The sequence below is a fragment of the Paenibacillus ottowii genome, assembly GCF_006874425.1.
Classification (GTDB): domain Bacteria; phylum Bacillota; class Bacilli; order Paenibacillales; family Paenibacillaceae; genus Paenibacillus; species Paenibacillus ottowii.
On record NZ_VIJZ01000006.1, the window covers coordinates 199,416 to 220,817 of the forward strand.

Annotated in this window: 20 protein-coding genes and 1 riboswitch; of the genes, 6 read left to right on the forward strand and 14 right to left on the reverse strand. The window is 47.9% G+C overall.

The window, feature by feature from the left end; all coding sequences use genetic code 11:
- Positions 1–122: 122 nt before the first annotated feature.
- The 5 genes from FKV70_RS15750 to FKV70_RS15770 all read right to left on the reverse strand — a co-directional run bounded on the left by FKV70_RS15750 (position 123) and on the right by FKV70_RS15770 (position 4,904).
- Positions 123–1,346 carry an ABC transporter permease gene (locus FKV70_RS15750; protein WP_142613437.1) on the reverse strand — a complete coding sequence of 408 codons (1,224 nt, stop codon included), beginning with the start codon at positions 1,344–1,346 and terminating at the stop codon, positions 123–125.
- Between the two features lie 2 nt (positions 1,347–1,348).
- Positions 1,349–2,095, reverse strand: a complete 747-nt coding sequence (locus tag FKV70_RS15755) for an ABC transporter ATP-binding protein (RefSeq protein WP_013372855.1) — start codon at positions 2,093–2,095, stop codon at positions 1,349–1,351.
- An 18-nt stretch (positions 2,096–2,113) separates the two neighbouring features.
- Positions 2,114–3,505 (reverse strand): DEAD/DEAH box helicase, encoded by a 1,392-nt coding sequence (locus FKV70_RS15760; RefSeq protein ID WP_142613438.1) that lies wholly within the window; start codon positions 3,503–3,505, stop codon positions 2,114–2,116.
- A 121-nt stretch (positions 3,506–3,626) separates the two neighbouring features.
- A complete protein-coding gene (locus FKV70_RS15765) occupies positions 3,627–4,406 on the reverse strand; it encodes an SDR family NAD(P)-dependent oxidoreductase (protein ID WP_142613439.1) in 780 nt (259 codons plus the stop codon).
- A 39-nt stretch (positions 4,407–4,445) separates the two neighbouring features.
- Positions 4,446–4,904, reverse strand: coding sequence for a chemotaxis protein CheX (locus FKV70_RS15770; protein ID WP_063209700.1), 459 nt, complete (start codon positions 4,902–4,904; stop codon positions 4,446–4,448).
- A gap of 425 nt (positions 4,905–5,329) precedes the next feature.
- On the opposite strand from FKV70_RS15770, the gene FKV70_RS15775 reads away from it, so the two are divergent.
- From FKV70_RS15775 to FKV70_RS15790, 4 genes are all read left to right on the forward strand, one after another.
- Positions 5,330–6,232 (forward strand): LysR family transcriptional regulator, encoded by a 903-nt coding sequence (locus FKV70_RS15775; RefSeq protein WP_016820048.1) that lies wholly within the window; start codon positions 5,330–5,332, stop codon positions 6,230–6,232.
- A 60-nt stretch (positions 6,233–6,292) separates the two neighbouring features.
- On the forward strand, positions 6,293–7,102 hold the full coding sequence (locus FKV70_RS15780; RefSeq protein ID WP_142613440.1) for a histidinol-phosphatase: 810 nt from the start codon (positions 6,293–6,295) through the stop codon (positions 7,100–7,102).
- 189 nt (positions 7,103–7,291) lie between these two features.
- Positions 7,292–8,032, forward strand: a complete 741-nt coding sequence (locus tag FKV70_RS15785; RefSeq protein ID WP_142613441.1) for a GTP pyrophosphokinase — start codon at positions 7,292–7,294, stop codon at positions 8,030–8,032.
- 83 nt (positions 8,033–8,115) lie between these two features.
- The gene (locus FKV70_RS15790; RefSeq protein ID WP_142613442.1) at positions 8,116–9,003 is read left to right on the forward strand and encodes an NAD-dependent epimerase/dehydratase family protein; all 888 of its coding nucleotides are present in this window, start codon (positions 8,116–8,118) and stop codon (positions 9,001–9,003) included.
- 137 nt (positions 9,004–9,140) lie between these two features.
- On the opposite strand, the gene FKV70_RS15795 is transcribed toward FKV70_RS15790, so the two are convergent.
- The 7 genes from FKV70_RS15795 to FKV70_RS15825 form a co-directional block, all read right to left on the reverse strand.
- A complete protein-coding gene (locus FKV70_RS15795; RefSeq protein ID WP_142613443.1) occupies positions 9,141–9,749 on the reverse strand; it encodes a GNAT family N-acetyltransferase in 609 nt (202 codons plus the stop codon).
- A gap of 52 nt (positions 9,750–9,801) precedes the next feature.
- Positions 9,802–10,542: a metallophosphoesterase family protein gene (locus tag FKV70_RS15800; RefSeq protein ID WP_142613444.1), complete on the reverse strand. Its 741-nt coding sequence runs from the start codon at positions 10,540–10,542 to the stop codon at positions 9,802–9,804.
- A 105-nt stretch (positions 10,543–10,647) separates the two neighbouring features.
- Positions 10,648–11,592, reverse strand: coding sequence for a metallophosphoesterase (locus FKV70_RS15805; RefSeq protein WP_142613445.1), 945 nt, complete (start codon positions 11,590–11,592; stop codon positions 10,648–10,650).
- A 56-nt stretch (positions 11,593–11,648) separates the two neighbouring features.
- Entirely contained in the window at positions 11,649–12,458 is an 810-nt protein-coding gene (locus tag FKV70_RS15810; protein WP_142613446.1) for an AAC(3) family N-acetyltransferase, read from the reverse strand.
- Positions 12,459–12,625: 167 nt separating this feature from the next.
- Positions 12,626–13,393, reverse strand: coding sequence for a succinate dehydrogenase iron-sulfur subunit (gene sdhB, locus FKV70_RS15815; protein ID WP_063209487.1), 768 nt, complete (start codon positions 13,391–13,393; stop codon positions 12,626–12,628).
- A gap of 19 nt (positions 13,394–13,412) precedes the next feature.
- Positions 13,413–15,158 carry a succinate dehydrogenase flavoprotein subunit gene (gene sdhA, locus FKV70_RS15820; RefSeq protein WP_063209489.1) on the reverse strand — a complete coding sequence of 582 codons (1,746 nt, stop codon included), beginning with the start codon at positions 15,156–15,158 and terminating at the stop codon, positions 13,413–13,415.
- A 93-nt stretch (positions 15,159–15,251) separates the two neighbouring features.
- On the reverse strand, positions 15,252–15,926 hold the full coding sequence (locus FKV70_RS15825) for a succinate dehydrogenase cytochrome b558 subunit (RefSeq protein ID WP_063209491.1): 675 nt from the start codon (positions 15,924–15,926) through the stop codon (positions 15,252–15,254).
- A 226-nt stretch (positions 15,927–16,152) separates the two neighbouring features.
- On the opposite strand from FKV70_RS15825, the gene FKV70_RS15830 reads away from it, so the two are divergent.
- Entirely contained in the window at positions 16,153–17,058 is a 906-nt protein-coding gene (locus tag FKV70_RS15830) for a LysR family transcriptional regulator (RefSeq protein WP_064798048.1), read from the forward strand.
- Positions 17,059–17,063: 5 nt separating this feature from the next.
- Here FKV70_RS15830 and FKV70_RS15835 read toward each other — a convergent pair whose 3' ends face one another.
- Together FKV70_RS15835 and FKV70_RS15840 are read right to left on the reverse strand one after the other, a co-directional pair.
- Positions 17,064–17,741: a potassium channel family protein gene (locus tag FKV70_RS15835; protein ID WP_142613447.1), complete on the reverse strand. Its 678-nt coding sequence runs from the start codon at positions 17,739–17,741 to the stop codon at positions 17,064–17,066.
- An 18-nt stretch (positions 17,742–17,759) separates the two neighbouring features.
- A complete protein-coding gene (locus tag FKV70_RS15840; RefSeq protein WP_142613448.1) occupies positions 17,760–19,100 on the reverse strand; it encodes a TrkH family potassium uptake protein in 1,341 nt (446 codons plus the stop codon).
- A gap of 104 nt (positions 19,101–19,204) precedes the next feature.
- Positions 19,205–19,356: riboswitch (cyclic di-AMP (ydaO/yuaA leader) on the reverse strand.
- Between the two features lie 262 nt (positions 19,357–19,618).
- Between FKV70_RS15840 and FKV70_RS15850 the strand changes: the two genes are divergently transcribed.
- A complete protein-coding gene (locus FKV70_RS15850; RefSeq protein ID WP_142613449.1) occupies positions 19,619–21,346 on the forward strand; it encodes a CPBP family intramembrane glutamic endopeptidase in 1,728 nt (575 codons plus the stop codon).
- The last annotated feature ends 56 nt before the right edge of the window (positions 21,347–21,402 follow it).

The window sequence follows — 21,402 nt, forward strand, 5'->3', positions numbered from 1 at the left end:
GCAAACGATATCTGCACCCACGACTACCATAGCAGCAAATGCACAAAAAAAGGCTAATTCGCAGACAGCTCAGATTTTGCTGCTTTGCGAATTAGCCTTTTCTTTATTCACCCAGATCTGGATCACACTTCTTCCTCATCTTGTCCGTCCAAACGCCATTTTTTGGCTTGAGCGCCTCGAATCAGGAACACAACCAGAACTCCCCCCACCAATGTGAGCAATGTAGTCAGCAGATCTTCCGTTCCTTTGGCTAGAAAGGGAAGCCATAGCACTACAGCAGCCGGCAGCGTCAACCGAACAACAAAGTCAAGAAAAGACGCACGGCGACTATGCGCAGGAATCGGATATAACTGAAGCCACAACGAATCCTTGTGGTACTGTCTTAATGAAGTAATCTGAACACCTATGAGGAATATAAAAAATAAATAAACGGCAATACCAATCCAGCTAGCATGGGTGATGTATATAATTAACAGCCCCAGAATACCTAACCGAATGACAATACCTGCTGGCTCTGTACGGAGGAATGTCTTAAACAGCAGGTAACGATACGCTCCCCTTCTGTTCCAAGGTATGTTCCCCCCCAGCCAGGACAGCCAGTGGCGCGGCGTCACTCTCTGCGTAAGGGCAGGTACATCGACAAACCAGCCCAACGTACGCATCACGCGAGCAGCCTGCATCCCCTCTGTGCGGATCAGTTTTTCCCAAGCCACTAGCAGTTTGACCGGCAAACGCAGCACAATCACATATACCACGCCGACCAATAGGATAAATGGCAAGCTGTGTAGCGGAGGCTGCCATAGCCAAGCGGCTACCATCAGCACAGCCAGCACCCACCGCAGCAGACGATAGCCTACACTGCCGCCAACCGATACCATGCGAAGCTCTTGCCAGCCACCGTAGCTGAATAACAGCTTCAGCAGCACGAACAGCAGCAGGGTCAGTAGCAGCGGCTTAGGCGCAGCATCACTGCGGATATACAGCGGCCACAAGATAATCGTCAGCAGCAGCAGACCGAATATTTTATACACCACGCCCCGAATCCGGCTGGCCTTAAAATACTGGTGCATCGCGTGCTCCTGCGGACGAAGAAAGACAATATCGGCTGCATTCAAATACGTTCGAAAGCTCGTATGAGCAATTGGAATAGCTACAATAAGCATAATCCAGCGGATGGGCAAATCCGGCGGAATATGCATCAGTAAGGACGTGTACCATGCGGCAAAGGCAATCAGCGCAAAGCCGAAGACCACCGCCAGACCGCTCTGAATGACATAGCCCAGATAAGGCAGCACCTGTCCCCAGAACGCTACACGTCTTTCTTTATGCAAATTTTGCAAATCCATGCTCATTCCCTGCCTTGTACCAGCTCATAAAATGCATCTTCCAGCGGCATGCCCGGCTTACCCGCTTGTGCTGTCACTTCGTCCAGCGTACCTTGTGCGATGATGGCACCCTGATGAAGCACAATAAAGCGATCGCAATAATTTTCAATCGTAGACAAAATATGAGAACTGAGCAAAATAGATGAGCCCGAACGCTTCATCTCCAACATAAAGTCAAGCAAGGAACGAATGCCGAGCGGGTCCAAACCCAAAAATGGCTCATCGATGACATACAGCGGCGGTCCCGCTAAAAATGCGCACATAATCATCACTTTTTGGCGCATCCCTTTGGAGAGATGCATCGACATACTTCCACTTTTATCCCGCATGCGGAACAAGTCCAGCATTTGATCACTGCGCGTGCGGAAATCTGCCTCGCTGACCCCGTACGCTCTGGCCGTAAACTCCATATGCTCCATCACTGTCATTTCAGGATACAGCTCTGGAGCTTCGGGTACAAAAGCAATAGCTCCCTGATACGCCTCTGGATTCTCATCCTGCTTATGCCCCTGCACGCGAATTTCTCCGGCCTGCGGTGTCATTAGACCCAAAATATGCTTCATGGTCGTGCTTTTCCCGGCCCCGTTCAGACCGATCAGTCCCACCATTTCACCCGGCTTCACATCAAGCGAAATCTGATGCAGCACCGGACGCTTGGCGCTGTATCCGCCGGTCAGTCCGTTAATTTGCAACACAGGCTGTTGTTCCATGGCTCCCCCTCTTCTCCCTTAATTGTTCGGTTTTGATCCTTTTTCCTTCAGCCATCTTGGCGCACCCTTGTTTTTGCGATCACGCTCACGCTGTGCCTTTCCTGCCTTGGATAAAGCTGCTCCTTTGCTCTTGCCTGGAGCTGAACCGTTCACAGAATTCCTGCCTGGACGGCCGCTATCATTCCGAACAGGTGTTTTGCGTTTTTCCGTCAATGCTCCATCGGACATGGATCTGGTTTCAGATGGCCTTACAGGGGCGCGCTTGGCATCCGCCGGACGCGGCACCACAACTCGACCTCCATAAAGCGCACGCTCTGCAATGTCAATCCCCAGTTCACGAGAAAACTTACGCATGATGAATGTTTCGCGGTCGGTCACCACCGACACCACTAATCCTTTGCGCCCCATACGCCCTGTCCGCCCTGCGCGGTGAACATAGGCTTGACTATCCGTAGCCGGGTCAAAATGAATGACCATTTCAAGTCCTTCAATATCCAGACCACGGGCTGCCACATCGGAAGCGACCAGCACTTTGAGCTTGTCCTCGCGGAATCGGGCCAACACGTTGCTGCGCGTGACTTTATCCGCATCTCCGTACAAGGATGCCGTAGTTAGACCCATATGCTTGAGCTTGGCTTCAATCTCTCCGATGGCATTGGTCGTATTCACAAATACCAGCGCTTTTCTCGGATTAAAATGACGTACCAAACGGCGCAGCATATCCACCTTATCCCGTTCTTCGGATACAAAGTAGTAGTGTTCCAATCCACTGGCCGTCTTCTGGTCAGGATCAATCCCGATTTCTACGTAATCTAGCATCTCCCGCTTTGCCAGCGCTTGGATTTCATCGTTCAGCGTTGCGGACAGGAAAACCAATTGACGATCACGCTGGGCGGAGCCCAGTATGTTGGTCACATCGCCTGCTCCGCCGAGCTGGAACATCTGATCCACCTCATCGATGACAATCGTTGTAATATTGTGCATCTTCAGCTTTTTCGAAGCGATGAGTTCCCGTACACGTCCTGGTGTGCCCACCACAAGCTGCGGATGATCCTTTAGCTTTTCAATTTGCCGTTTGATGGCCGCACCACCGATCAGACCCAATACACGGATTCCACGATGCTCTCCGTAGCGCTGACCCTCACGTACAATTTGCATGGCCAACTCCTGGCTTGGAGCCAGTATCAGCTTTTGCGTGGCCTTTTTCTGTGGGTCAATCGCTTGCAGTAGGGGTAGCAAATAAGCCAGCGTTTTGCCTGTGCCGGTTTGTGAGCGCGCTAATACATGCTTTCCCTTCATTATTTCTGGTATTGCCTCTGCCTGAACTGGCGAAGGCTGTGTAATTTCATGCTCGGTCAGTTTGTCCAGCAGATCTTGTTCAACGCCGAGCGCTTCAAAATTCAATGTCATGAAAAGGTCCAACCCCTATACGTAAATTCGTTACTCTCCATTATATGCGAAAACAGCCCTGTTACCAAATCACAAAAATAAAAGATGTCCCTCGCCATGCCTTATGGCTACGGGACATCTTTTATTTCTTATTCATTACACCATGTCCCAGCCTGTCGATCAGTCTGGGAGCTAGCTGATACAGCTTGAGAAAAGGAGATACCCACTGTGGCAGATTAACCTCCTCCTTGCGAAGCTCCATCGCTCTTACGATATGCTGTGCTACCTTATCAGGTTTCAGCATAAACCAGCTAATATTCCGCACATAACCGCCCGAAGGATCTGCCAGCTCAAAGAATGGGGTATCAATCGGCCCGGGGTTAATCGTCGTTACAGTCACTCCACTTCCGCGCAGCTCTTGCCGGAGCGCATTGCTGAAACCGAGCAACGCATGCTTCGTGGCCGTATAAGAAGCTGATTTGGCTGTTCCGATTTTCCCGGCCATTGATGCTACATTCACAATCTGCCCATCGTTCCGCTCTGTCATTTGCGGCAGAAACGCCTTGATGCAGCGAACAACCCCCATATAGTTCACGTCCATCATTTGCTCAAACTCCGACAGGTCGGTTTCATTAAAATACTCAAACTTTCCGTAGCCCGCATTGTTGAGCAATATATCAACCCGTCCGTACTCTCCTAATACTCGTGCAGCAACAGCCTCTACCTGCTCCTGGCGGGTAACGTCCAGTGGAATCAGCTCATGCCTGCCGCTGATTCCCGCAGATACTTGCTTCAGTCGCTCCTGCGAGCGCGCTGTTAAAATAGGGATTGCGCCCTTTGCGCTCAACAACTGAGCGCAAAGGGCGCCAATCCCACTGGATGCACCTGTAATCACAATTACCTTATCCTGCAATGTACTCATGGTCATCCCTCCACATTAAAGAAACTTACTCCTTCAATATTAAGAGATCATCACCTGAATATCCAGTTCACCGATTCCTTCCACCTTAAGCGGAATACAAAGGGCACGCTGTGGCACGAAAGTGGTCAAGTTTTCTGATTTCATGACCTGCGGAGGAGTGATATCCACGACAATTCCTTGGCTGGACAAAATGGTACTGGCATTGCCACTAATCATGTTCCCTAATTCCGAAATCGCGCTTTTCCCCATCTCATCAATTTCAGTCAACACAAATCCGCCCATCATCGCTGATACCATACGTAGCGCCACCTGTTCATTCAGGCCGAACACAATATTTCCGCTAAGCTGTCCGGTCATCCCGATCATAATCCAAATGTGGTCGTCCACCAGCTCGACATTTTTCACACCGAGATTTCCGGGTAAAGGAGATACTTGGATCAACTGTTCAATGACCCGTCTCGCCGACTCCAAAAAAGGATTTATCACTTCTGCCTTCACGATCATTGCGCCCCTTTACGATGGGCTTTTAGACACACAACAAAAGTCCCATTTAAATTTGAGTTTTTTAGTTAAATAATGCTGTTTAACGACTCGATCTGTATAAAATGCTCTCTCTATCACTTATCGACAGCAGTCCGGCAATTTTTTATAGCTAAATCACAAAAAATTGTGAGTAATGTCCTATATCCTTGCTTCTCACCGAATTTAGATTGGTTATTTTTGAAGCATATCAGGACTTTAGTCTTTATTTCCCAATATACCACACTTTACGGTGCATTGCTTCAATTCATTGCCCTTCCTGCTCGAATAACCTATAATCTAATGAAATAAAGCATAACGATGGTTTTACATATAAACAAGTAGATTGGCTAAACTCAGTCTATATAGCCGCGACAAGCTAAAGAAAAGAGAGGAGGAACTTCATGAACATCAGTCAACTTGAAACGCTTATCATGATTTCCAAAACGATGAGCTTCCGTAAAGCCGGAGAACTTCTCAATTTGACGCAGCCGGCGGTGTCCGCCCAAATCAAAAGTCTGGAGGATGAGTTCAAAACCATTCTGATTGACCGCAACCAGCCCGTCACCCTGACCGACCGGGGAGTTGTATTTTTGGAACACGCCGAGCGCATATTGGAGGTTGTTGAGGAATTAAGACAGAGATTGTACGATCTAAATGAAACACCACAGGGTCACATTGCGCTGGGGACCACAACATCCATCGCCATTCAAATTTTACCGCGTGTGCTCTCCTACTTTCAGGATCAGTTCCCTCTCATCAAAACCTCCATTCAATCCATGGCTTCCTCAATGATCTATCAGCAGGTGGAGAACGGACTTATTGATGTTGGTATCGGTTATCTGATCGAACGTAATCCCAATCTAAGCACTTCGGTTCTGTATTATGATTCCTTTGAACTTGTCGTATCTCCTACGCATCCGCTGGCCTCGCAACCACACGCTACCATTGAAGCCCTTCGGGAAATTCCGCTCATTCTGCTCTCTCCCGATACGGTAGGACGGAAATTCGTGGACGATGTTTTTAAAAAGCATCAAATCGTGCCCCATGTCGTAATCGAGTTGTCGAGCAGCGAGGAAGTCAAACGGATGGTAGAAATCAATCTTGGTGCTGCCATCATTTCCAGACTGTCAGTCACTTCTGAACTGCGTACAGGCACATTAAAAATGATTCATATCCCCGAGTTGGAAGTCAGTCATCCGGTAGGGGTAATTTATAAATCCGGCCGATATCTAAACTCAGCAATGCAGCAATTTTTAAGCGATTTAAAGGGGATGCCTGAGACGAATTTCACCAGTTCTGAATAACGTAATTCGCTATGAACAACATACACAATATAAACCTTGCTTACGAAAGGAAGACAGTCTATGAAATTTGATCTGCACACCCATCATTTCCGCTGCGGTCATGCAGACGGCAACATTCGGGATTATATCGAAGCAGGTATTCAATATGGCTTACAAGCTATTGGTATTTCCGACCATTCTCCCTTCCTATGTAGCGATAAGGATCAGGCTTTTCCTAAAATTTATATGGCCAAGTCACAGCTTGCTGAATATGTAAAAGAGGTACAGGAGCTTAAGAAGGAATACGAGGGTCGTATCGACGTGCTCCTTGGATTGGAAACGGATTATTTCCCTGATTATGCTGAATTGTATCGTTCCACTTTGGCTCCTTATCCATTTGATTACCTCATCGGGTCGATTCACAATGTCGAAGGGGACAGCATTTTTAATCGCAATCGTTGGAAAAAATTAAGTGACGCCCGTAAAATCGAGGTCAAACAAGCCTACTATGCGCTCATTCAGCAATCTGCGCGAAGCGGCATGTTTCAGATTTTAGGTCATATTGACGCCATGAAGGGGAATTTCCCTGCCTTTTCAGACATTCCTGCCGATGAAGCCATTGACGAAACTCTACGGGTGATTGCGGAATCCAATGTGGCGATTGAAATTAACACTTCAGGTAAAACCAAGCTGAGTGGCGGATGGTACCCGTCTGCTTCTATTTTAGAAAGAGCGCACCATTTTGGTGTGGAGGTCACTTTTGGCTCGGATGCCCATAAACCTTCGCGGGTAGGCGATGATTGGGAAGAAGTAAAAACCATGCTGAAGGAGATCGGCTTCCGGGAATGGGTTTATTTTAAAGAAAAACGTAAAATTCCTGTGGCGCTTTAAAACGTATTAAGGGTGGGAATCGCTATTGCAATGGGATGCTTAGGTATTATATAGAGAGTAAGAATCCCATTGCAAAGGCGAACACTAACGCTTCTCCAGATTCAAATCCTCGCTCTGTTCCCAACCGCCTTAAACCGTACAGCCCTATTCTTTTAAATAAACAACAACTTTGTGTGAGGAGAATTACATATGCAATTGGAAGATCCGATGGACAAGCTCAAAAAGCTAAAGCATGACATCACGCGCTTTATGCTCATTTATAAGTTTGCGCTCGACGAAATGGAAACCAAGATTGAAATATTAAAGCAGGAATTTCAAGCATTGCACGATTACAGCCCCATTGAGCATACCAAATCGCGCCTTAAATCTCCTGAGAGCATCATGAACAAAATGCTTCGTAAAAATAGCGAGTTATCGCTGGATGCGATCAAAAATCATATCAAGGATATCGCGGGCTTGCGTATTACATGCTCTTTTATATCTGACATTTATGATGTCAGTAGCATGCTTCAGAGACAGAGTGACCTCAAGGTGCTGGAAATCAAGGATTACATCAAGAACCCCAAGCCGAACGGTTATCAAAGTCTGCATTTGCTGGTTCAAGTTCCTGTATTCATGTCGGACTGTGAGGAACTAGTCTGTGTAGAGGTGCAGATTCGAACTATTGCGATGGATTTTTGGGCAAGCCTGGAGCATAAAATCTTTTATAAATACAACCAGTCTGTTCCCGAGAGTCTGACACGTGAATTAAAGAACGCAGCGGATTCCGCTAATGCGCTTGATCTCCAAATGGAACGTCTGCACCGTGAAATCAAGGAGATTAAAGACGCCAGAGGCGAAGAAGACTCTATGGAAGAGCTCCGAAAGATAATGATTAATAATCAGCAAATTACGGTACCCGCCAATTTTTTGAAGCTTCTAGGGGAATAATTTTAACATCCTGTATCTTTTACATTCCTTCGTCCGTCTATCTTAATATAAATGAAAACCATTCCAGAAGGAGTGATGTAAGTATGAGAAAGGTACTTGTATTGGGTGGAACGCGCTTTTTTGGCAAAAGACTGGTGGAACGTCTGCTGGAAAGTTCCGAGCACTCCGTTACCATCCTCACGCGAGGCCATACAAGCGATTCGTTCGGTGACCGCGTTCAGCGGATCTGCGCAGACCGTACCGACCCGCAAGCGCTTGCTGAGGCGGTAGGTGGGCAAGTATGGGATGTTGTTTATGATAATATTTGCTATTCTCCAGACGAAGCCAGCGAGGCGTGTCGTATTTTTGATGCTAAAGCCAAAAGGTATATTATGACCTCCAGCCTATCTGTCTATAATCCAAGTCCGGAAGCGCTGACAGAGAATATCTTTGATCCTCAGACTTATCCGGTTCGTCAGGGCGGGAAGGACGATTTTTCATATCAAGAGGCTAAACGGCAGGCAGAAGCGGTTTTTATGCAGCGAGCTACGTTCCCAGTAGTGGCTGTTCGTTTTCCGATTGTACTCGGAACAGATGATTATACGAAAAGACTCCATTTTCATATTGAACAGGTTCGTGCAGGCCAAGAAATCGGAGTACCTAATTCCACAGCTCATATCTCATTTATTCGTTCCGATGAAGCTGCAGATTTTCTGCTTTGGCTTGGATCTGCCCATTTCACAGGCCCTGTCAATGCTTGCTCCGACGGTACAATAAGGATTGGAGATATCATTTCAATCATTGAACAGGTAACCGGAAAACAAGCTGTGATCCAAGAAAAAACAGCAAACGAGCATATGTCTCCATTTGGCATTACACAATCATGGTATATGGATACGACCAAAGCCCGGTCAGAGAGATACTCTTTTCTTTCCCTAAATGAATGGCTGCCAGAACTGGTAACCAGCCTGAACCGTACCTATGAAGTATAAAAAAAGAGGACCCGAATGATCGGGTCCAGCAACATATATTATTCAAAAGGGGGTCATGTCTGTATTGTACCCGTCCTGTGTTAGAGTTGTTTTGCAGTTATATTTCATCTTTGTAACAAAATATTCCAATGTCATTTCTACGCATACTCCCCTTGGGTCATCGAAAACACCAACACACTCGGCACCTCTCCTGAGGGATCGTAGGCACCGATGGTGCGCAGCAGGCGCATTTTATTTTTCATAAGCACACGCATGGAAGCATGGTTATTCTCTTGGCAACGGCTTTCGATCCGCTTGAGCTTTAAAGAATCGAAGCCAAATTTCAGCATCTCTCCCACGACTTCTGTAGCCAGTCCCTGCCCCCAAAAAGGCCGATCCAGAATATAGCCCAGTTGTGCCTCACCCGTTCTTTCATTCCATTGCTGAAAAGAAACGATACCGAGCAACGGTGAGAAGGTCCGTTCGTTGGATTCATCATGCAGATTGCTCTCTTCTGTCTCTCTCCGATGCCATTCTACTGCGAAATGCAGGGAATCCAGTGAATCAGCAGATATTTTAATTTGCGCAACCAGACGCTTCATCCTTGCATAGACTGGTTTGCGAATTCGATTCACATATTGGATTACCAATGGATCGGATAAGATCCGCTCCAGCGCAGGATAATCCTCCGCTCTTAGCTGGCGCAATCGGACTCGGTGAGTGTAAAACTCCGGCAATCCGAGACGAAGCATTTCTCTGGTCAGCACAATGTTCCCTCCTGCGGATGGATTCTGCTACTAGCAATGCATATTTCTATACTTAATCCAGGTCTTGAATTCCTCGATATATTCCGGTACGCAGCTCTCGAATATAATATGGCAAAGAAGGCACACCCGCCTCTTCTGCTTGTTTTACTGCCAATTCTATATCATACGGTACACGTACAAAATGAATAGAGAAAGGCGTGAGATGCTCTTCTCCCCATTGCCCCTCTAAAATGCAGTAGGAAGCCTGGGTGATATCCAACGGGTTCCCGACACTTCCAACGTTAAAAAGTGTTTTTCCCTGAAAATGCTGGATAAAAGCATTATGCACATCGCCATATCCCACAACCTCTGGAGCAAAAGGTACTTTTCCACTTTCTTCTGCTAGCGGCTCGAACATGGCAAGCCTTTTGGCCGGCTCATCCCATGGCTGCACGCGGTGATACACACTTTGCGGCGAGGCATGCACCAAGCGGATACGACGTCCGCTCATTCTGAAATCATAATGAAACGGTAACTGTGCCAAATACTGTACTCGCTCTGTACCCAAACGCTCGGCTTGCCAGCTAAAATTGAGATCATCCGTTATGCTAACCAGCTCATCCCAATTGCCCCGAACGACGATTTCACAACGTTGGCGGATAGCATCCAGAACCTCGCACGGGCTAGGCCCTTTGCCGATCAGATCCCCCAAACAAAACACACGGCTAATGCCTCGGGAAGCAATATCCTCCAGCACTGCCTCACAAGCAGGCCAATTGCCATGAATATCTGAAATGACAGCAACACGATCCAACTGAATCTCACTCCTTTGTCCGAAACGACTACATCTCTACACTACATTCAAGCCAACATTATGTAGTTCCAACATATAGGATGAAGAAGAAAAAAAGATCATGGCCTATTGGCCAGATTTTAACGTGATGACACTAAGCTCCGGTCTGCACAGCACACGAATCGGCAAATGTGTCATCCCAATGCCTCGACTGACATACAGTGGCATTCTATCCGTCCCCACATGGAATAATCCCTGAATGTACTTGCGCCCACCCGGGGGCGGCATCGGGGCTCCAATAACAGGCAAACGTACTTGTCCCCCATGCGTATGTCCTGACAATTGAAGATCAAAGGACATTTGCGCCGCCACATCTGCATAGTCCGGCTCATGCATCAACAGCAGCTTGCACATCTCATCAGGCAGTCCGTGGATGGCACGTTTCGGATTAGGCTTGCCCATGATGTTATCTTCTAACCCGACAATAGCTACACGCTGTCCTGCACGCTCTACAATCGCATGCTCGTTTCTCAGCAGCGTAAACCCGGTTTTCGGATACAACTCCTGAACTCCGGCGGGTAAGCCTCTATAATCATGATTGCCCAGAATAGCAAACTTACCAAGGGTAGCGTGCATGGAAGCCATAACTGGAACAGCAGCCTTCATCGATACGGAATAGTCATCTACAATATCACCTGTAAAACAGAGTACATCCGGCTCCAGACCTGCGATCCGGTCCGCAAGCTTGCGCAGATCCTGCTCATCCATGTGAAAGCCCAAGTGCACATCGCTGAAATGCACCACCCTCATTCCGTCAAATGCAGACGGAAGACGAGGAAGAGACAAGCTGAAGCGTGTAATCTCCAAATGATTAGGCTCCCATAAGGAAGCATATCCTCCAGCCAAGAGTGCAGTTCCAGCTGTAGCCAGAGCCGCCTTTTTCAAAAAACGGCGGCGGGAAGGATTGGCTGGCTCATTTGAAAAGGAACGCCGCGAAGAACCGGGAGGGCTAGCGGCCTTCTGTTGTGGGCCATCCTGGCTCTCGCGGCGGATTTGCGGCGTCTTCCCCATTTCTTTCCCTCCTTGCGATTTATTCACTTTTTAAAAAAATTCATATTTCAGAAGCATCACCGATGAGTGGACAACCACTGCTCTGCATAGTCAACCAAATCCCGTTGCCTTGCGAAAAAACATGAAGCCTCTCCGATGTTCACCCGTGTGAAAGACGAGGGACAGTCCCGTTCAAAATCAAGTCCCAGCTGCTCAAAATCATCCGAGGTAATATTATAATCCTGAAAAGACACCCACGCTTTGGCCCCATCCACCATCATAGGAGCTTGATGCGTGATGACTTCACGTCCATTGTAGGCTGTTCGATATTCTGCCAAATGCAAGGACGTGTTGCTGTCATGTCCGCAGCCCAGCAGCAGTACATAGGCGTCTGCTTCATACAGCTTGGCCAAGGGTGAATGCTCTCCCAGCCCAAAATCAAGCTCATGCGCTTCCAGCAAGCCTGAAGCAGCAGGTCCACGCGCCGCCAGAGAAACGTGTGGATGCCCGCTGCGCATTGTTCCCGGCAGGCCACGGAACGTTTCTACAATGACGCCCATCCCTCCAGTCACCGTCCAGGCTGGATCATAAGCGGGCATTTCCTCGCGTACCAGTTCCCACCATGACTCATCCAGAGGTGGGTTCATCCAGATGGACGGGTCTGACAAGTCGTGTGACTGTGTCGGCATCACCAGCGTCCCTTCCGGGCCAATCGCTTCGGTTAGTGCAGCAACAATGGCGGAGGCTCCTCCTGGAACAAAGCGTCCAAAGCTGCGCATCGAAGAGTGAACAAGCAATGTCATGCCGCTCCGAACTCCCAGATCCCTTAATCCTTTCAATACATCCGACCTTGTAACAGGTCGTTTCGTTATCGGTTGCACAGTCACCTGTCCAGCCTCCTTTTCTCCAAAAACGATACACAATATCATAATTATACCATAAGTGCTATTCCGCGCTCCTTCTCCATGTTACCCTCCATTGTTTCTAAGCGCAAAAAACAGGCCTTTCTCCGGTTTGGAAAAAAGCCTGTTTGTTACCTCTTGAACTGGCTGTGCTACACTGTCAGCCAGCGCTTGAACATATGCTTGGTCGTTTGCTTGTTCATCTCGGCAATAGAAGTGGTCAACGGAATGCCTTTCGGACAAGAGCGTACGCAATTTTGTGAGTTCCCGCAGCCCTCCAGTCCGTCGTCCGTCATCAATGCCTCCAGGCGCTCCTCCTGATTCATTTCCCCTGTCGGATGGCTGTTAAACAGGCGAACCTGAGAGATCGCCGCAGGTCCGATAAACGTCGTCTTCTCATTGACATTCGGGCATGCCTCCAGACAGACCCCACAGGTCATACACTTGGATAGCTCATACGCCCACTGACGCTTTTTCTCTGCCATTCTAGGACCAGGCCCCAGATCGTAGGTACCGTCAATCGGAATCCACGCTTTGACCTTCTTGAGCGCGTTAAACATCCGGCTGCGGTCGATGACCAAATCCCGTACGACCGGGAATGTGCTCATCGGCGCAATCGTAATCGGCTGCTCCAGCTTATCGACGAGCGCCGCACATGCCTGACGCGGCTTGCCGTTAATCACCATGGAGCATGCTCCACATACTTCCTCTAGGCAGTTCGACTCCCAGCACACCGGAGTCGTCTCTTTCCCGTGGCTGTCTACTGGGTTACGCTGAATTTCCATCAGCGCGCTAATCACGTTCATTCCCGGTCGATAGGCCAATTCAAATTCTTCCGTATAGGAACTGGCATTAGGCTCATCCTGACGAGTCACAACGAACTTCACTGTTTTGTTCGATTTCACTGCTTGCTCCGACATCTAGATACACTCCCTTCTGTTATTTGCTTTTGGAATAATCCCGCACACGCGGCTTGATCAGCGAAACGTCCACAGCCTCATACGAAATTTGTGGCCCTTCCGGTGTCCAGTCTGCTATCGTTGTTTTCAGAAAATCCTCATCATTACGGTCCGGGAAATCCGGCTTATAATGAGCCCCGCGGCTTTCGTTGCGCAACAGCGCCCCTTTGGTCATGGCCTCGGCCAGCTCCATCATATTCCACAGTTGACGTGTAAACGCCGCGCCCGCATTATTCCAGCGTGAAGCGTCATTAATATTAATGTTGGAATAACGCTCCTTCAGCTCCTTGATCTTGTGGATCGTAGCTTCCAGTTTGTCATTATACCGAACCACGGTCATATTGTTCGTCATCCACTCACCCAGCTCTTTATGAAGAACATAGGCATTTTCTTTTCCGTCCATATGCAAAATACGTTCATACTTCTCTGTCTGCTGATTGACTGCCGCATCAAATACCGAAGAAGCTACATCCTGTGCAGACTTTTTCAAACCCTTAATGTATTCCACAGCCTTCGGTCCAGCCACCATCCCGCCATAAATGGCCGACAGCAATGAGTTTGCACCCAAGCGATTCGCTCCGTGATACTGGAACTCACATTCACCTGCCGCGAACAGGCCCGGTATATTCGTCATCTGATTATAATCGACCCACATGCCGCCCATTGAATAATGAACAGCCGGGAATATTTTCATTGGGATTTTACGCGGATCGTCACCGACAAATTTTTCATAAATTTCAATAATGCCGCCCAGCTTTACATCCAGCTCTTTCGGGTCCTTATGGGACAGGTCGAGGTAAACCATGTTCTCGCCATTAATCCCCAGCCCCTCATCAACGCATACACTGAATATTTCACGGGTTGCAATATCACGAGGCACCAGATTCCCGTATGCCGGATACTTTTCTTCGAGGAAGTACCAAGGCTTGCCGTCCTTATACGTCCAAATACGACCGCCCTCTCCCCGTGCTGACTCGGACATGAGACGCAGCTTGTCGTCACCAGGTATAGCCGTCGGGTGAATCTGAATAAACTCACCGTTCGCATAGCGAACGCCTTGCTGATACACCGCACCGGCAGCCGTCCCGGTATTAATGACAGAATTCGTGGTTTTGCCGAAAATAATCCCAGGACCTCCGGACGCCAGAATAACTGCATCCGCCGCAAAAGTCTTCACTTCCATCGTACGCAAGTCCTGCGCGCAAATCCCTCGGCAAATGCCTTCATCATCCAGTACAGCCTGTAAAAACTCCCAGTTTTCGTACTTGGTCACCAAACCTGCAGATTCCCAGCGCCGGACCTGCTCATCGAGAGCGTACAGGAGCTGCTGTCCTGTCGTCGCACCCGCAAAGGCTGTCCGATGATGCTGGGTACCGCCGAAGCGGCGGAAATCCAGCAGTCCTTCTGGTGTCCGATTAAACATGACACCCATGCGGTCCATGAGATGGATGATTCCCGGAGCCGCTTCGCACATCGCTTTTACCGGCGGCTGGTTGGCCAGAAAGTCACCGCCATAGACTGAATCATCAAAGTGAATCCAAGGTGAGTCTCCCTCACCTTTGGTATTTACCGCCCCGTTGATGCCCCCTTGAGCACAAACGGAGTGGGATCTTTTGACCGGAACCAGAGAAAATAAATGAACGTGGACTCCCGCCTCTGCCGCCTTGATCGTAGCCATTAGACCCGCCAGACCGCCGCCCACGACAATAATGTTGGATGCTGCCATTTCTGCTCACTCCTTCTTTTCAGGATTTGTACGAAATCCTCTTTTCCAATCCAAAATAAAATCTCAACACGATGTATCAATTAAATGACTCATTTACAGTAGCTGTTTAAAAGGACCGTATTGCACCAAGGCTGTGGCCATCTGCTGGAATTCCGCGCTGCGGAATGCAAACAGAGAAGCAATGAATCCGATCGACACTACCACGAACAGGGTCATACAGATGTAGGAAGATACCTTTTGGGCACGTGGTCCGACGGTAATCCCCCAACTGACCATAAACGCCCATAGACCGTTAGCAAAGTGAAAGGATGCCGAAACGACGCTGATTAAATACAAAATAAAATAGACCGGGTTCGTCACTATGCCGTGCATTACACCGCCCAGCTCCTCATGAGTTACATTACCCAGGGCCACCTGAATGCGTGTGTCGTATACATGCCAGATAATAAATACAAACGTAATGACGCCGGAAATACGCTGGAACAAAAAGCGCCAGTTGCGCGAATAGCCAAACCTTTTGACATTCGGGTCAGCCTGATAAGCGATATACAAGCCATAGATTCCATGGAACAGTAATGGCAAGTAGATAAATAATGTTTCTAGCACAATAACCAGTGGCAAACCATTCAGGAAGGCCACGCTGCGATTAAATCCTTCCTTCCCACCCTCCACCGCTGTGAAGTTCGTCACCAAATGCTCAACAAAAAATAGAGCCAATGGAATGACGCCAAGAAGCGAATGCAGCTTTCTGGAATAAAATCCTCTCATCTAGGTCATGCTCCCTTCTCCCAATAATAGCGTTTTCAATAGTAATATAACATATAAAATGACAGTTCCCGACAGGAAATGTCCAACAAGGTGTCCCTTATAAGGAAAAACAAAAGTGTGAACATCTTGTGTCGCTTTCATGTTACTCCTTTTCGGCTTATAATGGAATTGCAATATACGTATTAATTATTATGTCTTTTTTGCATATAGAGAGGAAGTGGATGATTTGTTTGAGGATTTGAATGCTTTTGCCGTCGTTGTCGAGCAGTCCAGCCTGAATAAAGCCTCCAAACTGCTGAATCTGTCCCAACCTGCCCTGTCCCGTAAAATTGCCAAGCTGGAGGAAGAGCTGGGTGTCCATCTCTTCGATCGCCGCGGCAAACGGCTCGAAATTACATCGACTGGCCGATTTGTATATACTTTCGCGCTGGAGCAGCGGCAACGACAGCTTCGTTTCTTACAAAAGCTCTCCCAGCACAAAAATGAAGCTCAAAGCATGCTTACACTGGGTGCCAGTCTCACGACGCTCCAAACGACGCTGCCGACCCTCGTCGAAGCTTTCATGAGCAAGCATCCTCAGACTGAGCTGAAGCTGCTCACCGGCAAAACGCATGAAATCGTCGCCTTTATACGCGACAAAAAGGCAGACGCCGGTATAGTCGGGTCTGCCATTCATGAAGCCGGACTGCGTTGCATTCCGTTATTTGACGATCATTTGGAGCTAGTCGTTCCCATCGGACATGAATTAACAGCCAAGACGGGAACAGTCTCGATGAAGGATCTGCAAGGACTGCCGATGATTATTTTCTCCAAAGGAACCTGGTATCGCAGCCTGACGGATGATTTGTTCCAGCGCAGCGGCATTATGCCGGATATTCGTATGGAGATTGACTCCTTTGAGGCGATTGTACGCCTGCTTCCCACCTGCAAGGCATCCGCTTTGCTGCCCAAATCCTATTTGCGCAGCGAACTGCTGCGAGATAATGGACTTACTGCATTGTACTTGCCTGATTTGAAGGAGACACGTCGAACGACCTCCCTCATCTACTCAGAAACGGCCGATCTCGGCCCGACAGCACGACGCTGGATTAGCGAGACACGTGCATCGTTTGCAGGCCACCGTATGGTGTAGAGGATCTAAGCCTCTTCATTGACGTTAACGACCTCATCCTCAAAGCGACCTATATTGTCATTGGAGCCGATAATGACCATAATATCGTCTGCTTTCAGCCGATCCATAGCTGTCGGTGCGATTAAAATACCATTCGCCGTATGAAGCGCCACGATGCTGCAACCAAAGCGGGTACGAGCGTTTAATTCTGCTAACGTTTTGCCATTCAAGCATGCAGGCACATTGAGTTCCACAATGCTGTATTCCTTGGACAGCTCCAAATAATCGAGCAGATTGGGCGTGACCAGCTGATGCGCTACCCGGACCCCCATATCCCGTTCCGGATAAATGACTCGGTCCACACCAAGCTTCTCTAACGCACGCCCATGCAGCACAGATATGGCTTTGGCTACGACTTTTCTCACACCCAGCTCCTTCAGCAAAATGGCGGTCAGGATGCTTACCTGAATATCATCCCCAATCGCAACAATGCCGCAATCGAAATTACGGATGCCCAGTGATCGCAACGCATCTTCATCTGTGGCGTCCGCTACGACAGTATGTGTCAGGATCTCACTCATACTGTCCACAACATCCTCATTCCGATCAATGCCCAGCACCTCGCATCCCATATCCACCAATTGCAAAGCCAGGCTTGAGCCAAACCGCCCCAAGCCAATGACTACAAACTGCTGCGTTTTCATATCTACTCGAAAACTCCCTTACCCTATAATTATTTTACCTTCTGGATGACGATACAATTCCTTACCCTTTTTTGGTCCCAGGGCATAAGCCAGCGTGAGCGGGCCCAGCCTGCCTGCAAACATCGTCAGAGTAATCACCAGCTTGCCTACAACTGTCAAATCAGGTGTAAGCCCCATAGACAGCCCTACCGTACCAAATGCAGACACCGTCTCGAACAAGATCATCAGAAAATGATGATCCTCGGTTGCGGACAGAATCATCGTCACGCCGATCACGAACAGCAGCCCCAGCAATGTAATGGTCAAAGCCTTATAAATTCGTGCCTGCGCAAGTCGGTACCGGAACAGCACAATATCTTCCCGTCCCCGCAGCATCGAAAACACCGCTCCAATGAGCAGGGCAAACGTAGTGGTCTTAATCCCGCCTCCAGTGGAGCCAGGCGAAGCCCCAATAAACATGAGTATGATGATAAAAAACTGCGTAGCCTGCCGCAAGCCTGCAATGTCCAGCGTGTTGGCGCCTGCGGTACGGGGGGTAACCGACTGGAATAAAGATCCCAGCACTTTCCCCCCCCAATCCAGCGAGCCAAGCGTCTTCGGATTCGTAAACTCAAATACAAAAATGACGAGTGTCCCGACTACAATCAGAACAGCTGTCATGCTGAGTACCACCTTGGTATGTAAGGACAGTCTCTTGCGTTTGCGGTATTCTACCAGGTCTGACATCACGACAAAACCAATGCCGCCCGAAATAATGAGGAAGATAGCTGTAAAATTAACAATTGGATCATATACATAACCTGTCAGGCTGCGAAATTCACCGAACAAATCAAAACCAGCATTATTAAACATGGAAATCGCATGCCAGATTCCAAAATAAATCGCTCTGCCTACCGGCATATCAAACGACCAGCGAATCGAAAAAATGGCTGCACATACGCCTTCAATAATCAGCGAGTACCATAGCACCTTGCGGATCAATCCGACAATTCCTTCGACAGAGGTCTGATTCATCGCTTCTTGCAAAATAAGGCGCTCCCGCAAGGAAATGCGACGTTTGAACACCAACGCGATCAAGGTAGCCATGGTCATAAAGCCAAGACCGCCGACTTGGATCAGCGCAACGATAACAATTTGACCAAAAGTTGTAAAAAAGAGTCCTGTATCCTTAACCACAAGCCCGGTTACACAGGTCGCGGACGCAGCCGTAAACAAGGCGTCTATAAACGCAAGTGGCTTCCCCGTTGTATTGGAAATAGGCAGCATTAACAATAAACTACCTATAAGAATGATAATAGCGAAGCCTGCAACGAATATCTGCGGTGGAGAAAGCCGAAGCCAGCTTGCATTGGGATTCATCTATTCATCACTTCTCCTCCCTGGTGAATTATGAGCATGGAAATCGCTATTTACTCTCACTTTTACACACAAAAAAAGACACCGGAAAACCGAGTGCCCCTGACTTGGTTCCTGCCCATAGCCTACGAGGTTAGCTGACGGATTCGGACAGTACAGTATGCCCTATTTACACTCCCGTTCCATCTGGATCGGCTGTAAAATTCACCCCAGTAACATGGTTCCCCCGTTTTCTCATGAAATTCGGCTTAAATGTATATCATTACCTAATATATTTCATAGGCATTGCCTCAAGATTATAATCCTTCTCTGTCCAGATCACAAAACTGATTTCGTCGAAAAAACGTGAAATTGGCTTTAATTTGTGAATGGGCATCGTTTAATCACAGCTTATCTAATTTTATTAAAACTTTACAGTGCTTTCACTCTATTTTCATGAATATCGCTGGTCTGTTGGCGGGAACCTGTGCAGTATGATATCTTTAATGGATGTTCTTATTTACAGATTAAGGAGGAAACTCATGAATCCTATCGGGAAACCGGTCGTGCTCACGGCCAACTTCAAAAAATTAGGCTTGCTGGGCGGGGTTGGCCTGATTTGCTTTTTTATCTTTCAATTGCTTCTTCCCTCGCTTAGCAATCCAAGTCCGGAAACATTGACGAATGCAAAGGTCATCAGCAAACAAGAAGCGGTCATACATGCCCTCGACTTTGCCCGTTCCGAACTGGGCTATACGGAATCACAGCCAGAGAAGCCGGTTGTGACCTATCAGGCTGAAACGGATTTATACGGTTATTTATCCAGAGAAAAACTGCTTCAACAGTACGATCGCACATGGAAAAAAAATTATCCTTATGAAACCTTTCGGGTTGATTTGCCTGATTCCTCAGGCAAGGGCAAGCTGCAAATTCATGTGGATTTATCCACTGGGAAGGTCGTTAGCTTTAAACGGATCACCTCCAGCACCAATTACACACAGGCTGATGTTTCTACGGATGAACAAGCACAAAACAGGCTTGTACGTATAGCTGAGGGCGACATGACGCTCGAAGCCAAGGAAGAGGCTGCGGCGATATGGATCAAACGTTTTGGCTTTAAGCCATCGAAATTGAAGCTCGCCACCACTGAGGGGGATGGTGGGCTGAAGTATACTGTGAACGAAAAGAAAATCGGCGCCTCGGTACTTACACTGTCTTTTACTTTTGAAGACGGGGATGTTCGCTCGTTTACCCAAAGCTTTTCGGCCCCTTCGTCCTACACCGACTATGTTAAACAGCAAACATACTGGGCGAATTGGATGACTTATGCGGGTTATGCCCTATTTAGCTTTGTACTGGGCGTGCTTTCCATTGTGTATGCGTCACTCACTCGACGACATACTTCATTTGTTCGCGGTATTATTCTGTCCATTGTATACTTTATTGCTAGTGTAGCTGGGACAATGAACATGCTGCCTTTGCTGCAATCTGAAGCAGGCAGTAAGGGTATGCTTATCTTTCTTATGATATTCCAGATTGGTGTAACCTTTTTCATGGCTGTCGCCATCTATTTCTCCTTGGTCGGTGGTGACGGGCTTATGCGTCAGATTGGACTCAATGCATGGCCACGTGCCAAAGAGCCAGGCTACGGGCTGTATGTGCTTCGCAGCATGTATGTCGGCTACTTGTGGGCCTTTATTTTACTCGGCGTACAATCCATTTTATTCTTTGTACTAGAGCGCACATTTAATACGTTCTCCACAACAGACGCCACGCAATCCCCTTACAATATGGCTTATCCATGGCTACTACCAATTATGGCCTGGATGGCAGGGATTGGAGAAGAGACTGTCTACCGTCTGTTTGGTATTCCGATGGTCAAAAAAATAGTCAAAAATACGTTTGTTGCTTGTCTGATCACTACGCTTATTTGGGCATTGGGACATACGCTTTATCCGATCTATCCGGTGATTTCCAGACCTATTGAACTGACTTTTCTTGGTTTGCTGTTTAGTTTTGTGTTCCTGCGTTACGGCTTTATCGCCGCCATGTTCAGCCATATTATTTTTGATAGCATACTCATGGGGCTCAGCGTGATCAGTCTGGGAGACACTGTAAATGTGAGCGCCGGTCTATTCTGGATCTTACTTCCGGCTATTGTCGGTTACATCATTTACTGGTTTAGCCCTAAAAAGCCTAATCGAACCATATTTGAACCCGTAAGAAAAACGTCTATCGACGAACTTTCACAGGAGCCAGACCGCGCTTAGCGGAAGTTTTTCTTGCGATTATAGAATTGTTCAGCTCTGCTGAAAATTTATAATTC